The sequence below is a fragment of the Gordonia sp. OPL2 genome, from assembly GCF_003797825.1.
Taxonomy (GTDB): domain Bacteria; phylum Actinomycetota; class Actinomycetes; order Mycobacteriales; family Mycobacteriaceae; genus Gordonia.
Genome location: NZ_RKME01000027.1, coordinates 34,315 through 52,268 on the forward strand (window position 1 = coordinate 34,315; position 17,954 = coordinate 52,268).

16 protein-coding genes are annotated in these 17,954 nt (G+C 67.2%); 7 read left to right on the top strand and 9 right to left on the bottom strand.

Annotated elements, in window-relative coordinates; genetic code table 11:
- The first annotated feature begins 64 nt into the window (after window positions 1–64).
- From EEB19_RS21100 to EEB19_RS21110, 4 genes are all read left to right on the top strand, one after another.
- Window positions 65–1,264 carry an ATP-grasp domain-containing protein gene (locus EEB19_RS21100; protein WP_187589324.1) on the top strand — a complete coding sequence of 400 codons (1,200 nt, stop codon included), beginning with the start codon at window positions 65–67 and terminating at the stop codon, window positions 1,262–1,264.
- Between the two features lie 237 nt (window positions 1,265–1,501).
- Window positions 1,502–2,866 carry a molybdopterin-dependent oxidoreductase gene (locus tag EEB19_RS27060; protein WP_262365833.1) on the top strand — a complete coding sequence of 455 codons (1,365 nt, stop codon included), beginning with the start codon at window positions 1,502–1,504 and terminating at the stop codon, window positions 2,864–2,866.
- The gene (locus tag EEB19_RS27065; protein ID WP_262365834.1) at window positions 2,863–3,786 is read left to right on the top strand and encodes a molybdopterin dinucleotide binding domain-containing protein; all 924 of its coding nucleotides are present in this window, start codon (window positions 2,863–2,865) and stop codon (window positions 3,784–3,786) included. Before EEB19_RS27060 ends, EEB19_RS27065 begins: the two co-directional genes overlap by 4 nt.
- A gap of 249 nt (window positions 3,787–4,035) precedes the next feature.
- Window positions 4,036–5,928 (top strand): FUSC family protein, encoded by a 1,893-nt coding sequence (locus tag EEB19_RS21110; RefSeq protein WP_262365835.1) that lies wholly within the window; start codon window positions 4,036–4,038, stop codon window positions 5,926–5,928.
- Window positions 5,929–6,053: 125 nt separating this feature from the next.
- Here the strand turns inward: EEB19_RS21110 and EEB19_RS21115 are convergent, their stop codons facing one another.
- The 6 genes from EEB19_RS21115 to EEB19_RS21140 form a co-directional block, all read right to left on the bottom strand.
- Window positions 6,054–6,710: an enoyl-CoA hydratase-related protein gene (locus EEB19_RS21115; protein ID WP_187589325.1), complete on the bottom strand. Its 657-nt coding sequence runs from the start codon at window positions 6,708–6,710 to the stop codon at window positions 6,054–6,056.
- A 33-nt stretch (window positions 6,711–6,743) separates the two neighbouring features.
- The gene (locus EEB19_RS21120) at window positions 6,744–7,370 is read right to left on the bottom strand and encodes a helix-turn-helix domain-containing protein (RefSeq protein ID WP_187589326.1); all 627 of its coding nucleotides are present in this window, start codon (window positions 7,368–7,370) and stop codon (window positions 6,744–6,746) included.
- 152 nt (window positions 7,371–7,522) lie between these two features.
- A complete protein-coding gene (locus EEB19_RS21125) occupies window positions 7,523–8,245 on the bottom strand; it encodes a YoaK family protein (RefSeq protein ID WP_187589327.1) in 723 nt (240 codons plus the stop codon).
- 10 nt (window positions 8,246–8,255) lie between these two features.
- Entirely contained in the window at window positions 8,256–8,735 is a 480-nt protein-coding gene (locus EEB19_RS21130; protein ID WP_187589328.1) for a DUF456 domain-containing protein, read from the bottom strand.
- A gap of 3 nt (window positions 8,736–8,738) precedes the next feature.
- Entirely contained in the window at window positions 8,739–10,427 is a 1,689-nt protein-coding gene (purT, locus tag EEB19_RS21135; RefSeq protein ID WP_187589329.1) for a formate-dependent phosphoribosylglycinamide formyltransferase, read from the bottom strand.
- A gap of 20 nt (window positions 10,428–10,447) precedes the next feature.
- Window positions 10,448–10,789 (bottom strand): UBP-type zinc finger domain-containing protein, encoded by a 342-nt coding sequence (locus EEB19_RS21140; protein WP_262365840.1) that lies wholly within the window; start codon window positions 10,787–10,789, stop codon window positions 10,448–10,450.
- A 70-nt stretch (window positions 10,790–10,859) separates the two neighbouring features.
- On the opposite strand from EEB19_RS21140, the gene EEB19_RS21145 reads away from it, so the two are divergent.
- The gene (locus tag EEB19_RS21145; RefSeq protein ID WP_187589330.1) at window positions 10,860–12,458 is read left to right on the top strand and encodes a Na+/H+ antiporter; all 1,599 of its coding nucleotides are present in this window, start codon (window positions 10,860–10,862) and stop codon (window positions 12,456–12,458) included.
- 313 nt (window positions 12,459–12,771) lie between these two features.
- On the opposite strand, the gene EEB19_RS21150 is transcribed toward EEB19_RS21145, so the two are convergent.
- Together EEB19_RS21150 and EEB19_RS21155 are read right to left on the bottom strand one after the other, a co-directional pair.
- The gene (locus EEB19_RS21150; protein WP_187589331.1) at window positions 12,772–14,328 is read right to left on the bottom strand and encodes an adenylate/guanylate cyclase domain-containing protein; all 1,557 of its coding nucleotides are present in this window, start codon (window positions 14,326–14,328) and stop codon (window positions 12,772–12,774) included.
- Between the two features lie 27 nt (window positions 14,329–14,355).
- Window positions 14,356–15,642 carry an adenylosuccinate synthase gene (locus EEB19_RS21155; RefSeq protein ID WP_187589332.1) on the bottom strand — a complete coding sequence of 429 codons (1,287 nt, stop codon included), beginning with the start codon at window positions 15,640–15,642 and terminating at the stop codon, window positions 14,356–14,358.
- Between the two features lie 78 nt (window positions 15,643–15,720).
- Here EEB19_RS21155 and EEB19_RS21160 point away from each other — a divergent pair, with 78 nt between their 5' ends.
- Window positions 15,721–16,377: a hypothetical protein gene (locus tag EEB19_RS21160; RefSeq protein ID WP_187589333.1), complete on the top strand. Its 657-nt coding sequence runs from the start codon at window positions 15,721–15,723 to the stop codon at window positions 16,375–16,377.
- Entirely contained in the window at window positions 16,374–17,222 is an 849-nt protein-coding gene (locus EEB19_RS21165) for a site-2 protease family protein (protein WP_187589334.1), read from the top strand. Before EEB19_RS21160 ends, EEB19_RS21165 begins: the two co-directional genes overlap by 4 nt.
- On the opposite strand, the gene EEB19_RS21170 is transcribed toward EEB19_RS21165, so the two are convergent.
- Window positions 17,189–17,836 carry a pyridoxamine 5'-phosphate oxidase family protein gene (locus EEB19_RS21170; protein ID WP_262365836.1) on the bottom strand — a complete coding sequence of 216 codons (648 nt, stop codon included), beginning with the start codon at window positions 17,834–17,836 and terminating at the stop codon, window positions 17,189–17,191. The two genes, EEB19_RS21165 and EEB19_RS21170, sit on opposite strands and share 34 nt — an antisense overlap.
- Window positions 17,837–17,954 lie beyond the last annotated feature (118 nt).

Here is a 17,954-nt window from a genome sequence, read left to right on the forward strand (position 1 = left end):
ATCCCCCTGTCGGCTATGTCGGTTCTTCGCTGCACAGAACTCCGTCATTGGATACCGTCACCTCATGCAGCGCAGCACCACATCAGGGCCACGTGTCCTCGCGACGACGTCCCGCATGCCGTTCGCGGTCGACGAGATCCACAAACTCGGCGAGGCCGGAGTCGATGTGACGGCGGCCGACACGTTCTCGGCGTCACCGGGCAGTCATTCGCGCGGTGCACGACGCCACGTCGAGGTGCCGGCTCCTACCCAACGCACCGAAGACTTCATCGCGGCGATCGTCGACACGCTCGACCGCTATGAGATCACCTGGCTGCTGCCGATGTTCGAAGAGGTGTTCTACCTTGCCGCGCACCGTGATCGGCTCGCTGCCGACCGTCCCGACCTCGAGTTGTTCTTCCCGCCGTTCGAGACCCTCGCCAAGGTGCACGACAAGGTGACCTTCGCCGAGATGTGCCGGGACCTGGGGCTGCCGGTCGCCGAATCGATCACCGCCACCTCCGACGCGCAACTCGCCGATGCCGTCGCGCACTGGAGCTCCTGGTTCGCTCGGGCGGCCTTCGGTCGTGGCGGCCTCGATGTCATCACCAACGCGGGACCTCTCGCCGGGGAGACCGCGCTGGACGAGATCCACCCCACGCCCGACGATCCCTGGCTGGTCCAGGAGTACTTGTCCGGGGTCGACCGGTGCAGCTGGAGCGTCGTCCACCACGGCGAGGTGGTGCTGCACTCCTGCTACGAGCACCCTCTGGCCATCGACAATCGCGGAGGCATCGTCTTCGAGTCCGTCGACTCCCCGGAGTCGCTCGAGACCGCACAGCTGATCGCCCGGGAACTGAACTGGCACGGACAGATCAGCTTCGACTATCTGAAGACCGACGACGGCGTGCACCACATGGTCGAATGCAACGCGCGCCCGACGGCGGGCTGTACGGTCGCGACCTCGGATGAGTTCGCCACCGCGTTGTTCGATCCGGGCGAGCTCGTCGTCGTGCCGGCCGGACGCAAGAAGGCGATCAAGGCGGCGGTCCTGCGTGACGTCCTCAAGCACCCCAGCCATCTTCGGCCGAATGTGCGGGCATCGCGGGGCGCGACCGGCGTCTACGACCAGCATCGAGATCACCTTCCGCTGCTGTACTCGGCCTTGTCGCTGCAGCACGTCCTGCATTACCGCAAGGAACTCGGCATCGACCGCAACAAGCGGGAGGAATTGATGGCGGCCCAGTTCTTCGACGTCTCGTGGGATGGCTCGGCGATCGTCTGAGGGAATCGCACGATGGTGATGGACGATCGGCCCGAGGTCGATCTGGGACTCGATCATCAGTCGATCGCGCCGGTGCGCGCCCATTGAACTCGCCGGTCAATGACGACACCGGACCCGGATGCCGATCCCACACACTGACCGCGCCGATGGCCGATTCCGGATACTCTTTGCCACAGTGAAGTCGTCGTGCCGCGCCCTCGGCCGACGTTTCCTCACCTCGGCCCGAGAGGAACCCCCGTGACCCGTCGACCTCCGGCAGACGATTTCACCGATGCCCACCTGAAGGTCGGTCCCCCGCACACGTGGGCGGTGGGATTGCAGGCCATCGAGCACGCCATGGTGCCGGCGATGGGTGAGCTCGATCCCGAACGGACCGCGAAGGTCTCGTTCTCCATCAACCACAAGAAGGGTTTCGACTGCCCGAGTTGTGCATGGGCGAACCCCGACAAGAGCAAGCCGCTCGAGTTCTGTGAGAACGGCATGAAGTCGGTGGTCTGGGAGTCGACGCCGGTCACGATCCCGACCGAGTTCTGGTCCGAGCACTCGCTGACCGACCTCGCGACCAAGTCCGAGTACTGGCTCGGTTTGCAGGGTCGAATTGTCGAACCGATGTACAAGAGCGCCGATTCCGACCATTACCGGCCGATCGGCTGGGACGAGGCGCTCGACCTCGTCGCCGACAAGCTGCGCGGTCTGGCCACCCCCGACGAAGCGGTGTTCTACACGAGCGGCCGCATCACCAACGAGCCCGCGTTCCTGTTTCAGCTGTTCGCGCGCGCATTCGGGACGAACAACCTGCCGGACTGCTCGAACATGTGTCATGAGGCGACCGGCGCTGGGATGACCCCGGCCATCGGCATCGGCAAGTCGACGGTCCACTACGACGACTTCGCCCACGCCGACCTCGTGATCGTGATGGGACAGAATCCCGGCACGAATCATCCTCGCATGCTGAATGCGCTGCAGGACACCAAGGTCAACGGTGGACAGATGGTCGGAGTGAACGTCCTCCCCGAGGCGTCGCTGATGCGGTACAAGAACCCGCAGAAGCCGATCGGGATCATCGGCGACGGCCTCAAGTTGTCGGATCAGTTCGTGCACATCAAGATCGGTGGGGACATGCACCTCATCCAGGCCATCGCCAAGCGCGTCCTGTTGGCCGAGGAGGTCGATCCGACGAACGTTCTCGACTGGGATTTCATCAACGCGCACCGTGAGAACTTCGACGCCTATCGCGAGCACATCCTCGCTCTCGACGACGACGAGGTACTTGCCGCCACCGGGCTCGACGCCGCCGAGATCGAGGAGCTCGCAGAGCGGTATCTGAACTCCGACGCGACGATCATCACCTGGGCGCTCGGTATCACCCAGCACCGCAAGGCGGTCGGCACCATCGCCGAGATCATGAATCTCCTGATGCTCAAGGGCAACATCGGCAAGCCCGGGGCGGGCGCATCACCGATCCGCGGGCACTCCAACGTGCAGGGCGATCGGACGATGGGCATCTGGGAGCGGATGCCCGATCCATTTCTCGATGCGTTGGGTGCGAATTCGGGTTCGAGCCGCCCCGCGCGCACGGTCTGGACTCCGTCAACGCGATGAACGCCATCGATCGTGGCGAGATCCGGGTGTTGTTCTCGATGGCAGGCAACCTGATCGCGGCCATCTCCGATTCCAACCGGGCCGATTCCGGCATCGGTTCGGTCGACCTGACGGTGTCGGTGACCACGAAACTCAATCGGTCCCATGCCGTCACCGGTCAGGAATCGCTGCTCCTGCCGGTCATCGGCCGGACGGAGTACGACGAGCAGGTCACCGGACGACAGATCACCACCGTCGAGGACACGGTGTGCTTCGTGAATCAGAGCGGTGGCGAATTGCCCCCGGTCGCACCGGGGTTGCTGTCCGACGTCTCGATCCTCTGCCGACTCGGGAAACGAGTGTTGGCCGACAAGGAGATTCCGTGGCAGCAGTTCGAGGAGGACTACGACACGATCCGTGACGCGATCGAACATGTGATCCCCGGCTTCGACGACTTCAACGAGCGCATCCGTCGCGACCACGGCTTCATGCTCCCGCACCCGCCCCGCGACTCGCGCACCTTCCTCACACCGAGCGGCAAGGCGCGGTTCACCATTCATCACCCGGAACACGTGACGTGCCCGCCCGGCCGACTGATGCTGCAGACTCTCCGGGCGCACGATCAGCACAACACCACCATGTACGGGCTCGACGACCGCTATCGAGGAATCTCGAACGGACGCTTCGTCGTGTTCCTCCATCCCGAGGATATCGCCGACCTCGGGCTCGAGGACGGCGCCACCGTCGACATCTTCAGCGAGTGGCCGGGCGAGCCCGATCGCGCCCTGCGTGGCTACCGAGTGGTCTCTTTTCCGACCAAACGTGGCTGTGCTGCACTGTATTTCCCCGAAGGCAATGCCCTCATCCCGCGGGCATCGGTGGCCGACGACTGCAACACCCCGACGTCCAAGCAGGTCATCGTGCGGATCGAAGCCGGGTGAGCAGCCGGTCGCCAGCGGACGTCCGATCACTCGCTGACGCTCGGGTCAGGATCGGGCGTCATCACAACAGATCGGCGGTGCACGCACCGGGCACAACACGTGGGTCGACGGCGTGTTTGTGCCATGAGATGACACAAGATCGACATCGCGTCGGATTCGTCCCACGAGTCGGGTAGACAGAGATCGAGATCTACGGTCGGTCGGTTCCCGCGACGAGCGGCTGTTCACGCCGACGAAGGGAACAGGCGCGTGGTGGGAACACACACCGACCGGTCATCGACGCCCTGGCGACCGTCGATCTGGCTTCGGTCGCTCCTCGCCGCCACGCCGGCCGCCTGGCCGGTCGGGCGTTCGGTGCGCGCTGGAATCACCGTCGCCGGACCACTTCTCGTCGGTGCTCTGCTCGACCACGCACTCATCGGGATGTGGATCAGCATGGGCACGCTGCTGCTCGCCGCGGGCGAGCGATCGGTGACCTACGCCGCACGATTCCGACAGATCGCGGTGACCACTCCCCTTGCGGCCGCAGCCTACTTCCTGGGCGAGCTGTCGCACGCTCCCCACGTGGTCACCATCGCGGTCATGGCAGCAGTCGCATTCGCGTGCGGGATCGTCAGCGGATACTCGAGCACGCTGTCGGTGGGCACCATGCAGGCGATGCTGATCGCCGCGATCGCCATCGGGGTACCCGCTGCCGCGCCGTATTGGGAAGCCGCTGCACTGTTCGTCGCGGGCGCACTGCTCTACGTGTTCGCCCTCGCGATCGAGATGGTCACCGACCGACGTCGCCCGCACCGTGAATCGCAGGTGGCGATGCTCCGGTCCCTCGCAGCCCTCTCCCGAGCGCGCGCCGACGACACCGCCGATGTGACCTCGCTGCGCGCGCGGGCGATCTCGGCCATCGATGCCTTCGACGCGATGGCGATCGCCGCCCGTGGTTCCGCCCACGGACCGACGCCCGAGTACGCCAGAGCAGCATCCGTGACCCGGGCCGCCGATCAGCTCCTCGCCCGCCTGCTCGCCGACGACGCCGACCGAGATCTGTGCGCCCGCACCGCCGACCGGCTCACCGACGACGCAGACGCCGTCACCCACCGTCGGCGCCTGCTGCCGATGGAGGTGTCCGGCAATCTGCTGATCCGTCTACGGATGCTCGAGTCGGCCATGTGGGAGAACGACACGGGGATCGAGATCCTGCCCACCGCCGAACGCGCCCGCCTGTCCCGGCCGGGCCCCGCGCTCATCGCCTCGGCAGCCCGCCTGGCCCTCTGTACAGGGCTGGCCTACACCGCCTTCTTCACATTGACACTCGCGCACGGGTACTGGATCGCGCTGACGGTCGCGCTGGTGATGAAACCCGACCTCGGTTCGATTTTCAGCAGGGCCGTGCTGCGCAGCGCCGGCACTGTTGCGGGGGCGGTCATCGGCGTCACCGTGAGCGCTGTACTGGTCGAACCCCAGATCGCGGCGATCGCGATCGCCGTACTCGCCGCCTGCCTCCCGTGGGCGATGGCGCGGTCGTATCTCTGGCAGGCCCTGTTCCTGACACCGCTCGTCATGATCCTGATCGACCTCGTGGTTCCCCACGAATCGGTACTCGACCTCGGCGGGGCCCGAGTCGCGACCACGTTCGTCGGCGGGTTGATCGTGGTGGTGTTCGGTTATCTGATCTGGCCGTCGCAGAGACACATTCGCATCGCCGAACCGTTCGACGCGACGCTGTCCGATGTGGCGCACTATGCGCGGGACATCGTCGACGAGGTCGGTCCCCGCCGAATCGGGATCGACCGCCAGTCGGTCTACCGACAGTTGTCCGACACTCGGGTCAGTCTTCAACGCACACTGTCCGAACCGCCGCCGGCCGGCGCGGAAGCATGGGCCTGGGTCCCCGTGGTCGCTGCGGCCGAACGCATCACCGATCGGATCACCGGCGCCTCGGCCGCCCGGACTCCCGTGGTCACCGAGGATCTCCTAGCCGTCGCCGACGCGCTGGACCGATTGGCCACCGGTTCCGGTTCGGCCGACGACCGCACGCCAGTGCCCCCGGCCCGGGCCGGCAATTCCGCAGACGCCGACATCCGTCAGCTCGCCGACGAGATCGCCCATCTTCGGACGCTGGTCGCGCGTGCGCAGGCGAACTGAGCCGGTGATTCGATCGAGGACTGGCCGCGCGTACTGCTGAACCATCTGACGCTGTCGAGCCGAGATCTCGTCGAACAGATGGTGAGTCATCTGGCAGTTCCGTCGATACCGGGACGACGAGCAGGCTACTGGCGGCCTTGACGCAAGGCTGTGGTGACCGAGGCGAACATGGTGGACTTGATGGCGGCAAGAGTTGTGCGGTCCTTGCCGGCGTCCTTCAGCTTGTTCAGGGCAGCGTCGACGACTTCACCGTCTGCGGCACAGGCGTCGATCAGACCTGCCTCGAGTGCCTCTGTCGCCCCGAATCGCCGTCCGGTGGTCATCGCGGTGATCGCCGACTGCGGTGTGAGCTTGGCCTGGACGAGGGCAGCCATCCCGGGTGTGAATGGGATGTGGATGTCGACCTCGGGGAAGCAGTAGTAGCCGCGGTCGGATCGCATGATCCGGTAGTCGTGGGCGATGGCGAGCATCGCTCCGGCGCCGAAGGCGTGGCCGTTGACCGCGGCGACAGTGGGCAGCGGAAAGGTCAGCATCCTGGCGAACAGGTTGTGCACCTGATCGACGTACCAGTCCCCACGTTCGCTGTTGGCGATCAGCCAGTCGAGGTCGAGACCGTTCGAGTAGAACTTGCCCTCGCCGGCGGTGATGAGACCGGTTGCCTTCGTTTCGATCTCGGAGAGGTGCGCATTGACACTGTCGATCCAGTCGGGGGAGAAACGGTTCTCGTCGTCGCCGAGGGTCAGCACGGCGATGTCGCCGTCGTAGGTCACCGAAGTAGCCATGACAGTTCCTTTCACAGGTCGGTTGATCGTTTGTCAGTTGACGTCTTCTGGAAGTGGGACCGTCAGCACAGCGCGTACCGCTGTCGCGAGCCGCTGCCGGACATGGCGGTCGGGCGTTCTTCTGCCCCGGAGCAACAACGCCGTGGGCAACTCGACGACGCAGTCCCGGACGACCGCCAGGGCACTCTTGTCAGCACGACCCCACATCGCTTGCGAGAGCGCGATGAACAGCTCGGTCAGGGTGTCGTCGAGTTGGCGGAGATCTGCGGCAAGGTCCTCGGGAAGATCGTCGGAACCGAGAAGTTCGCGGCGGCTGACCGTGAGCAGGAACTGCCCTCGCACACGATGCTCGAGGAGAAACACCGCCGGGGTATCCGCCGCGGCCACAATGGCATCGGTTGCCGCGCCCGGCTGTGTGCCGTCACCCAGGGCGGCATCCACGGCCTCGCGCTGCATCGCGAGGAACTGTAGCGCTGCGCGCAGCCACACCCGGCCAACCAATCCGGCTCGCGATCCGAATGCGTGATAGATCGCGCCGTTGGACACCGCGGTCGACTCCGACAGGGCGCGAACGGTCACTGCCGCGGCTCCAGATTCGACCGCCAGGGTCTCAGCAGCATCCATCAACGCGTCGAGATCATGAGTGCGCGGTCGAGGCATGCACGCAACCATAACAGAGCACGTGCTCTGTTATAGACCTATGCGCTCCCGACTGGCCCGGAACCTCGGATCCCCCCGACGCGCGCCATCACGACATCCCGAACGGTGGGCCGGGTCGACAGGCGTCGTCCGGTTTGCCGCGGCGTCGTCGGTCAGCGAGTGCGCGATCCCGACATCGCGCTCATCACAGCCGCCATCGGGAGCAGGACAGCGGCGGGTATCCACAACGCCGACAACGATATCCAGCGATAGCACAATCCGCCGATGACAGCGCCGACGGCCAGCAGTGCCCACATTCCCAACGAGGTCAACCACGCGCGGCGTCCAGCGGCGGAGACCGGCTGCCGACGGACCGAGACCACGACGTCGGCGAGCTGACGGGCCGCGGTCACCAGGGTCCCGGTCACGTAGGTCAGCCCGTACGGCATGCTCGGGTCCTTCTCGAACACCGCGTTGACCATCCCGGTCGCCACCGCCACCACGAGCATGCCGACGGTGCCCGCGCCGGCCACACCACCGTCGACCGCCACCCCGGGCTCCCACATCGCGATCGCGGCTCCGATCGTCAGACCTCCGAACACCATCCACAGCAACCGTTCTCGCGGCCGGGACATGGAACGGTTGACGATCGACCCGAACGTGACACCGAGGAAGAACAACGCGATGAGTCCTGCACACATCCCGGCATCGGCCCACCGGCCGACGCTCGACGACGCTCCGAGGACCGTGGTGTTCCCGGACATGAAGGACACGAAATTGGCCTGTAGGTAGACGAAGGCGATGGCGTCGACGAACCCGGCCACGAGCAACAACGACGGTGCGGTCACGCGCCGCGCGATGCGGTCCCTCGAGCCTTCTGCCGGCGACTCGGTCATGCCCGCTCCCTCACCAGATCCCCGCTCCGACAAGCCAGATCGCGGTGCCCAGCAATGCGGCGAACAGCTCGATGCCCATGGTGATGACGGCCGCTTTCGACGCCGACACCGTGCCGCGCCAGGCCGCACCGGCGCTGCGAGTGCGGACCAGTTCGGCCAGCATCGCGCCGACGACGAACCCGATGAACAGGCCGATCACCGGGATGACGAAGAACCCGACGATGCCGAGTACACCGCCGACCGCGATCGTGACGTTCGGGATGCCGGCGGACCGCAGCGACCGCCCGGCGACGAAGTACTTGACGACCTCACCGAGCAGGATCACCACGGCGGCCGCGGCGAAGATCGCCCACGCCCACCCGCCGACCAGAGCTGCCCAGACACCGATCGCCGCCATGACCAACAGCCCTCCCGGGAGGACCGGGAACACGATGCCCAGGAGTCCGACGAGGATGACCGCTCCGACGAGCAGCTCCCCACCCAATGACATCCGCTAGTCGACCGTGGCGCGTGAGGGATTCGACTGTCGGGGCGGCGGCGGTGAGGCGGGCCGGCCGGCCGCGGGCGGCGGAACCTGACGCGGCGGAGGTCCGGCGGGTCGGCCGGGGACGCCCCGTGGCGGCATCGGACCGCGGGGTGGAAGCGGACCGGGTCGTGCACCCGGCGGCGGGACCGGGCCGTTGCGCGGTGGGGGCCCGGCCGGTCCACCGGGGCCACTCGGGCCTGCGGGGCGTGCGGGCGGCTGCGGTGGTGCGGGCGGTCGCACGGCCGGGGTCGACTGCCCGACGATGGGTGCAGGCACCGCACGTTCGAACGGACGTCCCGGCACGGGCGTCACCATCGACGCGGCCTGCACAGCGCGGCGGCGCGCCGTGTCGACGTCGTCGGCCGTCGCGGTGACGACACCCATGCGGCGGCGATGGAAGCTCTGAGGTTTGCCGAACAGACGGATGTCGGTCTCCGGCACCGCGAGTGCCCGGGCCACGTCGGTGAATCCGATCGCGGGTTCGTCGAGCTGCCCGTAGATGACGGCGGACGCGCCGGGTGAGGCGAGCGTGACGTCGACGGGCAGACCGAGGATGGCCCGCGCGTGCATTTCGAACTCCGAGAGCCGTTGTGTGGCAAGGGTGACCAGCCCGGTGTCGTGCGGGCGCGGACTGACCTCGGAGAAGTAGACGTCGTCACCCTTGACGAACAGTTCGACCCCGAAGATGCCGCGGCCGCCGAGACGACCGTCGCCCAGCGCGGTGGCGATCCGCGCGGCGATGGACGTCGCAGCGCCGAGGGCGTCGGTGCTCATCTCATGCGGCTGCCAGCTCTCCACGTAGTCGCCGGAGACCTGCTGATGCCCGATCGGGGCACAGAAGTACGACGCGAGACGTCCGGTCGCGGGATCGACGGCACGCACCGTCAGCAGGGTGATCTCGTAGTCGAATTCGATGAATCCCTCGACGATCACCCGCTCACCCTGCACGCGGGCGCCGGTCGTCGCGGTGTCCCACGCGACCCCGATGTCGGCGGGGGCGCGCAGCACGGTCTGTCCCTTGCCCGACGACGACATCACCGGCTTCACCACACACGGGAAACCGATCTCCTGCACCGCCGCTTCGAGTTCCTCCAGCGATGACGCGAACAGGTAGGGCGATGTCGGCAGGCCGAGTTCTTCGTCGGCCAGACGTCGGATGCCTTCGCGGTTCATGGTCGCGACGACGGCACGCGCGGTCGGGATGACCTCGGCCAGCCCGCGCTCCTCGACCTGCACCAGCGCCTGCGTCGCTATCGCCTCGATCTCCGGCACGACGTAGTGCGGCTGGTGACGTTCGATGAGACCGAGCACGGCGTCGGCGTCGGTCATGTCGATGACCTCGGCGTGATGGGCGACCTGATGACCGGGTGCGTCTGCGTACCGGTCGACCGCGATCACCTCGACACCGAGCCGTTGAAACGCGATGATGACCTCTTTGCCGAGCTCACCGGCACCGAGGACCATCACCTTGGTCGCGGTCGGACTCAACGGGGTGCCGAGTACCGCGGGCGGACCGACCGGCGGTGCGGTGCGGGCCGGCGGGGCGGCCGGCTCGACCGGCGCCGGAGCCGCGACCGCGTCGGGACCGGCCGACGCCTGTGGATCACCGTCGGGCGGCACCGACGCCTCGGGAGCGCTGTGGCTGTCTGACGTCATGACCAGATCCTACGTGCAGTTCAGCCCATCACCTCGTGGAGATAGCACCATCGCCAGACCTCGCCCGGCTCCGCCGAACGCATCACCGGGTGGCCGCTCTCCTCGAAATGCGACGTGGCGTGCCGCCGCGGGCTGGAGTCGCAGCAGCCGACGTGTCCGCAGGTCAGACAGATCCGCAGATGTGCCCAATGATGTTCGCCGAGTTGCGTGCATTCCTCGCACGCGCTGAGATCACCGACGCGGGGATCGGGGTCGGCGGTGACGTCGACCCCGAGGGTGCCCAGTTCAGCGCACCGACCGTCCGGGATGTCGGTCCGTGGTGCCGCGGACTCGGCTTGTTCTGCTGGGGATCGCCGGAACATGCGCATGCCGTCATTATCGCCGATCGCTCCGCGTTCACCGCCGTCGTCGCGGGCGGGATAGGTTTCTCCGGTGAGCGCATCGCTGTTGCTGGTGGCGGTGGTCGCCGTCATCGTCGCCGCCCTGTGCCGGCGGTACGGGTTGTCGGCGCCGCTGATCCTCGTCCTCGCCGGACTCTGTATCGGGTGGATACCCGGTACCCCCGAGGTCGAGCTCGATCCCGAACTCGTGTTGTTCCTGATCCTGCCGCCGCTGCTGTACTCCGCAGCCCAGGAGAGCTCATATCAGGCCATCCGGGCGAATCGGCGGGCGATCGGGTTGCTGGCCATCGGCCTGCCGTTGTTCTCCACACTGGTCGTCGGGCTGGTCGCCTACTGGACCGTGCCCCATCTCCCCCTCGCCGCAGCGCTGGTACTGGGAGCGGTGGTGGCACCACCGGACGCGGTGTCGGCGCAGGCCATCGGCCGACGCGTGGGTCTGCCCCGACGTCTGATGACGCTGTTGGGCGGCGAGAGTCTGCTGAACGACGCGACCGCGCTGACCGCCTACCGAGTGGCGTTGGCGGCGGTCGTCGGCGCGACCGCCTCGCTGTGGGAGGGGCTCGCGACCTTCGCGATCGCCGCTGTCGGCGGCGTGGTCATCGGCCTGGTCGTCGGATACGCGGTGTCGTGGCTCCGGCTGTGGCTGACCGACCCACCGATGGAGACCGCCATCGGCATTCTCGTCCCGTTCGCCACCTACTACGTCGCCGAGGAGGCGCATGCGTCGGGCGTGATCGCGGTCGTCGTCGCCGGCCTGTTCCTCGGTCAGCGCTCGGTGCGCCTCGGTTACGCCACCCGCCTGCAGGACGACGCGGCCCGCAAGTCCCTCGACGCGATCCTCGAGTCACTCGTCTTCCTGTTGATCGGCCTGCAGTTGCCGTTCCTGATCCGCGGGCTCGCCGGCGAGTCCTGGGCACAGGTGGCCATCGACGCGGCCGTGGTGCTGGTCGCGGTGATCGTCGCCCGCTTCCTGTGGGTCTACCCGGCCACCTACCTGCCGCGGGTGTTCTCCGCCCGGATCCGGCAACGCGAACCGCTGCCGACCCCCAAGGCGGTCTTCATCGTCGGCTGGGCCGGCATGCGCGGCGTGGTGTCCCTGGCGGCCGCCTTCGCCATCCCGCTGGTCACCGACTCCGGTGAGCCGTTCCCGGCGCGCGCCGAGATCCTGTTCCTGACATTCGTGGTCGTCGTCGGGACGCTGCTCATCCAGGGCACCACGTTGGGCCCGATGATCCGGCGATTCGGAGTGGCCGGTGACGACGCCGAACGGGACCGGCTGGCGTTTGCCGGTGCGCAGGACCGTGCGTCCCGGGAGTCCGAACGCCACCTCGACGAGGTGGCAGCAGGCCTCGCCGACGACGACCCCCGTCGACATCAGGTGATGATGCTCCGCAAGTGGGTGACCACCCAGCGCAATGTCGCCTGGGAGGAACTCGGCCGTGGGCCGGAGGACATCGGTGAGAGCCCGACCGCCGCCGGCAACCGGATGCGTATGGAGCTCCTGCAGATTCAGCGAGCGGTCTTCATCGACGAACGTGACGCCGGCCGGATCGACGACGAGGTGCTGCGTTCGGCGCTGCGCCGCCTCGATTTCACCGAGGGACAGATGGATCGACCACTCGATCCCTGAGGATTGCCCAGCGCGCAGATACTCTCGCTCCCTGAGGCGTTCCGAAGCGCGCAGATCCACCTGCTCCCTGCGGAATCCCGGAGCACCCAGATCACCTGATCCCTGAGGATTGCCAAGCGCGCAGATCCTTTCGCTCCCTGAGGAGTTCCGGAGCGCCCAGATCGCCTGCTCCCTGAGGAGTTCCGGAGCGCCAGCGGAGGAACGTCACGAAGGGGCCGCCCTTCGTGACGCTCGGCTATCGCCTCGCTCCTCAGGGATCGGGCGCTGCGTGACGCCCCGCTTCTCAGGGATCGGCCGCCTCGCTCCTCAGGGATCAAAGCTCCTCGGGTTCGCCGATCCTGGCCGCATAGACCTCGGTCTCTTCGGTGCGGCCGCGCAGTTCGGTCGTCTCCAGACGCTCCCACCGCTGCGCCTCGGCCGGGTCGGCCGCGTCCACAGCACGTCCCGCGGCGAGCGGTCGCGTCGGATCCCGTTTGGCCAGTTCCGAGAGTCGAGCACTCTCGTTGACCGGATCGCCGATCACCGTGTACTCGAATCGTTCGATGGCGCCGACGTTTCCGGCCACCACCGGACCATGACTCACCCCGAGTCCGGCAGAGATGTCCGGGACATCGTCGGCGAGGCCGTGCGCGATGGTCCGCGCGGCCGCGAGGGCGGCACCGGCCGGGTCGTCGAGGTCGATGGGCGCACCGAAGATCGCGAGCACCGCGTCGCCCTCGAATTTGTTGACCAGACCGCCGTGTTCCTCCACCGCCGACACGATCACCGCGAAGAACCGGTTCAGGATCTCGACGACCTCGGTCGGGCTGCGTCCGGCGGCAAGGGTCGTCGAGCCGATCACGTCGACGAACACCACCGCGACGGTCCGCTCGGAGCCGCCGAGTTCCGGATCCCGTTGTAGCGCGGCCTCGGCGACGTCACGACCGACGTGGCGACCGAAGAGATCGCGCATCCGGTCGCGTTCACGCAGTCCGGACACCATGCCGTTGAACCCCACCTGCAGATCACCGAGTTCCGTGCCGTCGTAGACGACGAGGTCGACGTCGGAGATCTCGCCCCGCTGAACACGATTCATCGCGTTGCGGACGCTGCGGATGGGGGCGGTGACGCTGATACTGGTCAGCACCGTCAGGAGCAGCCCGGTCGACAGGGCGATCACCGCGAGGACGGTGACACCGACGAACAGATCGAGTTTCGAGGTGTCCTCACGAAAAGCGCCGAAGAACACGACCAGCAGGATGCCGACGATCGGGATGCCCGAACCGACGGTCCACGACACGATCGACCGCGACCGGACGCCACTTCGCTTGCGACGCCGATATCCGGCGGTGATGACCTCGGCCGCAACCGGCCGCAGAGCGAACTCGATCAGCAGGTAGGACACCGCCACGACGACGAATCCGCTCAACCCGACGACGAAGAACATCTTCGGGATCAGGTTCGGGTCGAGGACGCCGTACATGATGGTGAACATGATCGTCGCAACGCCCCAGAGCACGCCCTGGATCAGAACCAGTTGCCAGGGAGCACGATTCGCCCGACGGGCGTCCTTGGCGGTGGGCCGCTGGTCACGTATCGCCCATCGCAGGTCGCGCACCACGACCACGGTGCCGAGTGTCGTGCCGACGACGAAGGCGACGACGACGTACACGGGTACCGCGATGAAGTTGATCCACCACAGCTTCGACTGGATCAGTGTCGGCTGCGGAATCCCGACCGCCGACAACGCGATCGCCAACGTCGCACCGATCAGGTTCGCGACGACGATGAAGGTGGTCAGCAGGGTCTGGATGCGAACGCGTTGCCGGGTACCACCCTCCGACTTCGACCCGAGCAGGATCGAACCGTAGTCACGGCTTCCCCGCGCCATTGCCCCGCCCCCTCGAATCCGCTTCTGCTACACGATCTCCCGGCGGACGATGGTCTGCTCGCGACCCGGGCCCACACCGATGCACGAGATATGCGCGCCGGCAAGCTCTTCGAGCCGGAGGATGTAGTCCTGCGCGTTCTTCGGCAGATCCTCGAACCGCCTGCATTGGGAGATGTCCTCCCACCACCCGGGCATCTCCTCGTAGATCGGCTTCGCATGATGGAAGTCGGTCTGGGTCATCGGCATGTCGTCGACGCGCTCGCCGTCGATCTCGTAGGCGACGCAGATCGGCACGGTGTCCAGGCTGGACAGCACGTCGAGCTTGGTGAGGAAGTAGTCGGTGATGCCGTTGACGCGGGTCGCGTACCGCGCGATCACGGCGTCGAACCAACCGCAACGACGCGCGCGGCCGGTCGTCACGCCGACCTCTCCGCCGGTCTTCGCGAGGTAGGCACCCCACTCGTCGAACAGTTCGGTCGGGAACGGTCCCGAGCCGACGCGCGTGGTGTACGCCTTCAGGATGCCCAGGACGGTGGTGATCTTGTTGGGGCCGATGCCGGATCCGACCGCCGCGCCACCCGATGTCGGGTTCGACGACGTCACATACGGGTAGGTGCCGTGGTCGACGTCGAGGAGAGTGCCCTGCGAGCCCTCGAGCAGAACGGTCTCCCCGCGTTCGAGTGCCTGGTTGAGCAGTAGCCGGGTGTCGGCGATGCGGTGTTTGAAACCCTCTGCCTGGGTGAGTACCTCGTCGACGACCTGGGCTGGGTCCAGGGCCCGGCGATTGTAGATCTTGACCAGGATCTGGTTCTTCAGCTCGAGGGCCGCCTCGACCTTCTGCGCCAGGATCTTCTCGTCGAGCACGTCGGCGGCGCGGACCCCGACACGCGCGATCTTGTCCTGGTAGCACGGTCCGATGCCGCGGCCGGTGGTACCGATCTTCTTGTTGCCCAAGAAGCGTTCGGTGACCTTGTCGATGGCCACGTGGTACGGCATCAACAGGTGGGCGTCGGCCGAGATGAGCAGGCCCGTGGTGTCGACGTCGCGATCCTCCAGCCCGCCGAGCTCGGTGAGCAGGACACCCGGGTCGACGACGACACCGTTGCCGATGACGTTCTTGACGCCCGGCGTCAGGATGCCGGACGGGATCAGGTGCAGGGCGAAGGTCTCACCGTTCGGCAGCACCACGGTGTGACCCGCGTTGTTACCGCCCTGATAGCGGACAACCCACTGCAACTTTCCTCCGAGGAGGTCGGTCGCCTTGCCTTTGCCCTCGTCACCCCACTGGGCGCCGATCAGCACGATCGCGGCCATGGTCGGTTACTCCTTTGAGTTGGCACGCTGAACAACAGGCCAACCCTACTTGTTCCGGCCTCTCGATACGCTATCCACGTGCCGTTTGCGCTGATCTCTCAGGACTCCCGCTCCGACGACAAGAAGGCGATCCGGGCCGCGGTGGCCGCCGCGGTGTCCGACCGGGCTGTCACGCGTCTGTTCGTCGAACCCCGGGTCGCCGAGCGGGTCGCACCCAACCTCGGCGACGAGTCGGACCTCTTCTTCGCCCACGTGCTGGCCGCACTGATGGTGACCGAACGCCTCGACGTCGAGGTCGCATACGTGCCGGCAGAGGCGACGCAGGCCACGAAGCGCTACGGGCTCCCGCACGGCCCGGCGGCGCGCGAGCTCGCCGAGAACGGCCAGGCATCCGCGGTTCCACTGATCCGCGACGATGCGGCGACCGTCCTGGTCGGGCGGGCTCGCCACCTCGGCGCCGAGGGCGCCAAGCTGCACGGCGAGACCTATGTCGACAGCGAGCGCCTCTTCACCGGTGAGGTGGGGTCGGTCCGCATCGAACCGACCCCCGACGAACCCGGGCTGCGCGCCCAGGTGGAACGCCTGCTGCTGCCCGGTCGTTGGCTCCATGGCCGGGCCGCCCAGACCGGCGGGACCAATATCGTCGTCGAACGGGAGGGTGTGGTGACCCCACGCGTGCTCAAACGCTCCACCTTTTATCGGCATGACACCGATCTGCTGCTGGTGCGGCCATGACCGCGACACCGCTGCGCCCGTCGACACGCGAGATCCTGCGCGCGATCCGGCCGGGCCCGCTGTTCCTCGGCCTGGTCGTCGTCGCCGTCGTCGGCGGGTGGATCGTGGCCGGTTCGGAGCCGGGCCGCAACCTCGAATCCGTCGGCGGCACGCTGCTGATCGTGCTCGCCGGCTGGGTGATCTCGCTGTGCCTGCACGAGTTCGCGCATGCGGTCACCGCGTTCCGGTTCGGCGACCGCAATGCCGAGCTGCGCGGATATCTCACGCTGAATCCGTTGCGCTACACCCATCCCGGCCTGTCCATCGGCCTGCCACTGCTCATCATCCTGTTGGGCGGCATCGGTTTTCCCGGTGGCGCGGTGTACGTCAACCAGCACGGATTCACCCGCGCCCAGCGCACCATCGTGTCGTTGGCCGGGCCGTTCACCAATGCCGTCCTGGCCGCGATCCTGTTGGCGGTCGTGCGGTTCGCATCTCCGGAGTCGTTCGGCGCGCAGGGCTCTGGTTCCTGGGGCGGGGGTGGGGTCCTCTACGTCTCCGAGGGCTTCAACCTGTGGGCCGCCCTGTCGATGCTGGCGTTCCTCCAGATCACCGCGGCCGTACTCAACCTCCTGCCGGTCCCGGGATTCGACGGCTACGGCGCGATCGAGCCGTATCTGTCGGACAAGACCCGGTTCTCGATGGAGAAGGTCGCGCCCTACGGATTCCTGATCGTGTTCGCGCTCTTGTTCATCCCGTTCCTGAACCGCGCCTTCTTCGATCTGGTGTATTGGCTCTTCGGTCTGTCCGGTGTGCCCAGCGCGCTCGCGTCCTACGGGTGGGACCTGTTCGTCTTCTGGCGATAGAGCCCGGCCACCGAGTCCGGTAGCTCGCCGTCGTGGTCGGTGATCGGCTCGTCGTAGACCCGGCGGGTCGGGATGTGCCCGGTCCAGCCGTGGGTGTCGTCGCCCGATCCGGGACCGCCGGCCCGCGCCTTCGCCAGCCACCCGCCGTCGACGATGGGTAGCGCCAGGATTGCCGTGGCCGACAACTCCTTTCGCGTGTGATCGCGGACCTCGGCGCTGCGTCCGGGCAGGATCGCGTCGGAGAAGACGTCGAGCGAGCGTTGCGCGTCATCGGCGGATACGGTTTCGAGCCGCCCGCGGACGACGGCCGATCGGTAGTTCACCGAATGGTCGAAGAGCGTGTCCGCGACGACGAGGCCGTCGACGATGAAGGCGGTGAAGGTGACCGGCGCACCGGCCGCGACGTGGCGCAGTGCCCCGGCGCCGGACGATCCGTGCACGAGGAGTCGGTCGCCGTCACGGGCGGCGAGCATCGGCACCGACCACGGCAGCCCGTCGTCGGTGACCGTCGACAGCACGCCGACAGTCGCCTCGTCGAGGATCTCGTCGAGCAGCGCGCGCTCACCCCCGCGCTCGGGTTTACGGGTGAGGGTGGAGAGGTCGTCTGAGGGCATGGTTGCCAGCATGGCGCCCCGTCGTGCGGCGCGCGAGCGGTTTTCGACGCGCTTCCGGCAGCCACCCGCTGTTCGGGACATCACCCTGGTTGCGAACCACGGTGATGTTCCGGAGTCG

Bases quoted from the DNA above. Each gene is read 5' to 3' on its own strand.
- EEB19_RS21100 (WP_187589324.1), top strand. From the start codon at position 65: ATGCAGCGCAGCACCACATCAGGGCCACGTGTCCTCGCGACGACGTCC.
- EEB19_RS27065 (WP_262365834.1), top strand. From the start codon at position 2,863: ATGAACGCCATCGATCGTGGCGAGATCCGGGTGTTGTTCTCGATGGCA.
- EEB19_RS21115 (WP_187589325.1), bottom strand. From the start codon at position 6,710: ATGGCTACTTCGGTGACCTACGACGGCGACATCGCCGTGCTGACCCTC.
- EEB19_RS21120 (WP_187589326.1), bottom strand. From the start codon at position 7,370: ATGCCTCGACCGCGCACTCATGATCTCGACGCGTTGATGGATGCTGCT.
- EEB19_RS21125 (WP_187589327.1), bottom strand. From the start codon at position 8,245: ATGACCGAGTCGCCGGCAGAAGGCTCGAGGGACCGCATCGCGCGGCGC.
- EEB19_RS21130 (WP_187589328.1), bottom strand. From the start codon at position 8,735: ATGTCATTGGGTGGGGAGCTGCTCGTCGGAGCGGTCATCCTCGTCGGA.
- purT (WP_187589329.1), bottom strand. From the start codon at position 10,427: ATGACGTCAGACAGCCACAGCGCTCCCGAGGCGTCGGTGCCGCCCGAC.
- EEB19_RS21140 (WP_262365840.1), bottom strand. From the start codon at position 10,789: ATGTTCCGGCGATCCCCAGCAGAACAAGCCGAGTCCGCGGCACCACGG.
- EEB19_RS21150 (WP_187589331.1), bottom strand. From the start codon at position 14,328: ATGGCGCGGGGAAGCCGTGACTACGGTTCGATCCTGCTCGGGTCGAAG.
- EEB19_RS21155 (WP_187589332.1), bottom strand. From the start codon at position 15,642: ATGGCCGCGATCGTGCTGATCGGCGCCCAGTGGGGTGACGAGGGCAAA.
- EEB19_RS21165 (WP_187589334.1), top strand. From the start codon at position 16,374: ATGACCGCGACACCGCTGCGCCCGTCGACACGCGAGATCCTGCGCGCG.
- EEB19_RS21170 (WP_262365836.1), bottom strand. From the start codon at position 17,836: ATGCCCTCAGACGACCTCTCCACCCTCACCCGTAAACCCGAGCGCGGG.